Here is a 2,022-nt window from a genome sequence, read left to right as displayed (position 1 = left end):
CCATCGACATCAAGCAGATCGATCTGCCCGAGATCGCGCTTGGCCAGCAACTGGCCGGCAGCGGCGTCGCCGAGCTTGCGGCCAAGGGATCGGTCAAGGCCGATGCCGCGCCACTGGCGGTCGAGACGGTGCTCAACATCACCCGTCATGACGGCAAGCAAGGTAATGTCGACGCCAAGATCCACTTTGCGCCGGCAGACAACAGGCTCGATCTCGACCTGAAGGCCTCGGAGCCGGCAGGCGGTATCATCGCCAACCTGCTCAAGCTGCCCGACACGCCGCCGGTCGACATAGATGTCTCGGGCACCGGGCCGCTCGCCAACTGGAACGGCATCGGCACGTTCTCAGTCGACGGCAAGATCGTCACCCAGCTGACGGGTCGCCACCAACTGACCGACAAGGGCAATCATATCGAGGCCAAGGGCGACGGCGATTTCGCTCGCTTCCTGCCTGAGAATCTCAAGCCGCTGTTTGCCGGCAAGACCAGTTTCGACGTTGCCGGCACCGCCACATCGGCCGGTGGCGTCAGTGTCGACCGCGCGAACATCGACAGCGATGCGGTGCACGGCACCGCGACCGGCATTGTCGATCCTGCCGGCGCCAGCGACCTCTCGGTCGAACTCGCCGCCAAGGGGCCGCCCGTGGTGATCAGCGTCGGCAGCAAGGCGCAGCCGATCACGCTGGCGATCAGCAATGCCACCGCCCGGGCCTTCGGCGACGGCAAGGCGCCGATCATCGACATCGGCGCCTCCTTCGTCTCCATCGTCGCCGGTGGCACGCGGCTGGACGATCTGGCGGCCCAGATCCATTCCGACGGTTTTGACATCCAGAACCGCGCCGGGCCGGTCACCGTCAAGCTGGAGGCGGGCGGCCTCAACACCGACGTGGCGACGCTGGCGCCGCTGATCACCGGCAAGATCGATGTCGATCTGGCCGGGTCGGTCAGCAAGGACGCCATTGCCGTCGACCAGGGCACGCTGCGTTCCGACGCGCTCAACGCCTCGCTGACCGCGACGGTGGCGCTTGCCGACCTGTCGATGCAGCTGAAGATGAACGCGGATGCCGTGGCGACGGCCTTTCCGCCGCAGATCGCCTCGGTGCTCGGCGCTAGGGTGAAATTCTCGGCCAGCGCGGCCCGCGATCCGCAGGGATCCTTCGCCGCGAATTCGATCGAATTCACCTCCGGCACGCTCAGCGCCGCCGGCACGGCCAGCATGCAAGGCACCGATATCCAGGCCGACATCAAGGGCAAACTGGGCGACGTTTCCGTGCTGTCGCCGACAGTCGGCGTGCCGGTTGCCGGTGGCGTCGATTTCGCGCTGTCGGCAAGCGGCGCCATGACGGCGCCGGATTTCACGGTTACCGCCGATAGCGACAGCCTGACGGCATCGGGCCGCACGGTGAAGAGCATCAAGCTGACGGCTAGCGGCAAGGCCGATATCACCAGTCCCGCCGCCAATGTCTCGCTGACCGGCTCCGTCGACGACCAGCCGCTCGACATCAAAGCAGCGCTGGTGACGAGCGAAGGCAAGCGTTCGATCAATGGTTTTCTGGTCTCGCTCGGCGACAACAAGGTCTCGGGTGATCTCGCGCTCGACGACAAATTCATGCCGCTCGGCACGCTGACGCTCGATGCACCTGCCATTGACCAGCTGGCCGCACTTGCCGGCCAGGCGATAACGGGAGACATCGACGGAACCATCCGCTTCGCGGGGGATCGCGACGCGCCCTCCGTTGCGATCGATGCGAAGAGCACATCGATCGCGCGTGGCGAGGTGACGGCCAAGGCCATCACCGTCAATGCGCTGATCGCCAATTATCTCAAGGCGCCGGCGATCGCGGGTACGATCAAGGCCGACAGCGTCACCTCCGGGACCACGGAAATCGGCGGCATCGGCGTCGACCTGAAGCGTGATGGCGACTGGACCAATTTTACCGGCGGCGCCACCATAGCGGGCATTCCGGCGACCGCTGCCGGCCGGGTGAAGATCGCCGACGGCACGACGAGCATCGAGATTGCCT

Annotated in this window: 1 pseudogene; it reads left to right on the top strand. The window is 65.7% G+C overall.

Annotated elements, in window-relative coordinates:
• Positions 1 to 2,022, top strand: a pseudogene (locus tag EOB59_RS14315) (translocation/assembly module TamB); the annotation flags it as partial.

The organism is Mesorhizobium sp. M7A.F.Ca.MR.176.00.0.0, from assembly GCF_004023165.1.
Taxonomy (GTDB): domain Bacteria; phylum Pseudomonadota; class Alphaproteobacteria; order Rhizobiales; family Rhizobiaceae; genus Mesorhizobium.
Note: the sequence above shows the minus strand (reverse complement) of the source record. Positions and strands in the feature narration are given on the sequence as shown.